Source organism: Campylobacter concisus (genome assembly GCF_902460625.1).
Lineage (GTDB): Bacteria > Campylobacterota > Campylobacteria > Campylobacterales > Campylobacteraceae > Campylobacter_A > Campylobacter_A concisus_AD.
Map to the genome: position 1 here is coordinate 146,107 of NZ_CABPUT010000003.1, position 2,912 is coordinate 149,018.

A 2,912-nucleotide genomic window follows, 5' to 3' on the forward strand; every position below is an offset into this window, starting at 1 on the left:
TGAGAAATTTAAAAAATATATAAAGCAGATAAATGACGATGAGTATAAGGATATGATAGATTTTTCATTAAAGTCTATAATGAACGATATATTATCCGATATATTTCCATTTTATGGTTTTTTTATAGATAAATGCGGTGAGACTGTATGGAAAAGCGTCATAAGGACAATGTTTTATGTAGGCAAAGACGCTACTCCTCTTAATGTTGCCAAAGGTATATTTATGGCAACAGGTGGAGAGCTTAGATTGGCCACGCTAATAAAAGAAAAGCCTATTTTTAAGTTAATTAGTGCAAGTGATAAAAAAAATTTTAACCTTCTAAGTAGACGTGAATTTTTTAGGATGCAAAAGCTAATAAGCAATGATTACCTTTTTTCATATTTTGATCGAAAGGCAAAAGCAAAAGGTAGAGATCAATTAAAACATCAAGAAAAATTAGCAAAAGACTATAAAGATATCACAAAAAAACTTATAACATTAAGAATAGGTACAGAATTTGTAAAAAATGCTGGAAAGGCAACAGTATCTAATATAACAAGAGCTGGACTTAAATTTTTAGTAGATAGTGCCTATAGCTCATCTTACGAACACCAAAAAAGATCTTATGAACTAATACTTCATAAGTATTTCACAAATAAATTTGATGAAACTTATGCTGTTAAGAATATATCTTATGAACCTTATTCAAATAAAACAAGTGAATATACCTACTACCCTATAGAGATATACTCATCTTTTATAAATATAGATCTAAAAAGAACTATCATAGGAGGAAGACTATCTAGTGGAGGACTAGACTATCATAACTTCTTCTACTATGACATAAACACCACTACAAACAAACTAGACTCTAATCTATCAAAAGATATAAGTCTAGATACTATGATATCTTATCTATGTCTAGATGAGCTAAGAACAGACAATAAAACTGATGAAGAGTTCTTTAACAACCTAAACAAAAGAAACAAGAAACTAGCATATACACCAAAAGAGCTTATGCTGCAAGGGGTTAAAAGAGAACTAGATATAAGCCCATCAAACTCAATAGATATAAAACAAAGAGAGGAAATTTATGATATGTATAAGACAAGTAAAAGCACTTCAAAACAAGCCTTGCCAATAGACAAATACAACGAAGCTATGGAGATACTAGAAGACTTTAAAAATGGAAATTTAAACACTAATGGATCAGAAGTTGATAATAAATCAAGAAGACTATTAAAAGCATTAGATGTAATAGGCAACAACAATGTAAAGGGTATGTATGTGGGGTGTAGGGAAAGTTGGAAAGAAAATGAAAATTTAGAGGAAAAAACTATCCCTCCTCGCCTAGTAGGTCGTCTAGCTACCACCATAGTAATGGAAGATGGTCTTTACATAGGATAACAGATGAAAAAGATTGTATTTACAGCTTTAGCTATCTTAGTAATAGCTATATCACTAATAGCAGTAAATAAAAGAATGAATAAAGGAAATTTAATGGATAACAATAATACATATATAGTAATAGCTCCGAATGGAATGGAAATACCATTTGATAAAAATACGAATTTGATAGTTGCTGAAAAAAATCCTAATATGCAGTTAGCCCCAGATCTTGCAGCCAAACTAGTCCTTGACTCCCGCTCCATCCTAGATTCATCTCCATATAAAAACTATAAACCACTATACTATAACCCTAAACCAAATTCTCTAGGTCAAACAGACTATCTATCATTTAAACCATGGCTAGATATTAGCTATAAACCAAGTTCGACTAAACTATCTCCTTGGACTAAATCAGAAAAAGCTTACTATGAAAGCTTAAAAGATAAAAGAGATAGATATATTTATCTAGTAAAAAGAAGTAATCTAAAATGCACTATGATAGATATCCCAGAAGATGCAATAGCCAGAGTAGATAATAAAGGCAAACTAACTAAACCAGAATATGCTGAAATTTATGATGAAGTAGATAGAAATAAAAATACATTAAAATCAGAACTCTTTATAGGAGAGTGGGGAATTTGCGCTGGAGTATTAGGAGATAGTGAATCACTAGGCAATGGAAATGAAGGTGGATTTAAAGCAAGAGAATTTCAAGCAGTATTTCTAGCAGCTCAACTAGGAGAAGTTGAAGCACTACATGTACTAGCAGATTGCTTTAAATATTATACATACACAGTTGGAGTAAATAAAAATTTAGATACCTACACGAAAATTCTTAAACTATATAAAAATCCTCCACTAGATGAATATGGTATGATGCCTTATCTAGATGAAATAGTAGGTAATTACTTTGTGATAGATTTTAATAGAGATGGACTCATTAATAATGCTGACGGCTCTCTTCATAAACGCTTAAGAAGATTAGTAGAAGATAAAGGTGAACTATTAGATCCTAGAGACTTTGATGCTAATGAGACTACGAGGGAGGAATTTGTAAATTATATTAAAAGCCACATGAGCGAATTTCAAGAAGAGTATGGCAAAGGTGCTTTTCCTAATAGATGGAGTGAAAAAGATCTTTCTCTTTATATTGATTCTGCTCTCCTAGAATCCAAAATAATGTCCCTAACCCCACCAGAGGGCTATCCTAATGCACCATACTATAACACGCCAGAAGAGCTAACAAGACTATATGAGGCTGGTAAATTAGATAAAAAGCTAAATCCTTTAATACCAGTAATGTATAGAGAAAGTTTTCCGGAAGATCTTAGGCAAAAGATATTAAGCTATGCCAAAGAGCATAATATAAAGGATTAGATAATAAATTTAATATCTATGGCTCCAAACGGAGCCAAATATAAATATATTAAGCCACTACAATCAAAGACATAGGCATCTATATGGTAACTGGTCTAATAGAACTTTATAAAACCTCATATGAAAAACTAGAAGAAAACTATAAAGAGATAATGCACATAGGTAA

The 2,912-nt window shown here is 31.3% G+C and carries 1 protein-coding gene and 1 pseudogene; both read left to right on the forward strand.

Features of this window, described 5'->3' with window-relative positions; all coding sequences use genetic code 11:
• Positions 1-1,387, forward strand: a pseudogene (locus tag F3G69_RS09255) (hypothetical protein); the annotation flags it as partial.
• Between the two features lie 3 nt (positions 1,388-1,390).
• Positions 1,391-2,746, forward strand: a complete 1,356-nt coding sequence (locus F3G69_RS02895; RefSeq protein WP_103600427.1) for a thioredoxin reductase — start codon at positions 1,391-1,393, stop codon at positions 2,744-2,746.
• Positions 2,747-2,912: the final 166 nt, after the last annotated feature.

Coding starts and splice junctions, on each gene's coding strand:
- F3G69_RS02895 (WP_103600427.1), top strand. CDS start 1,391: ATGAAAAAGATTGTATTTACAGCTTTAGCTATCTTAGTAATAGCTATA.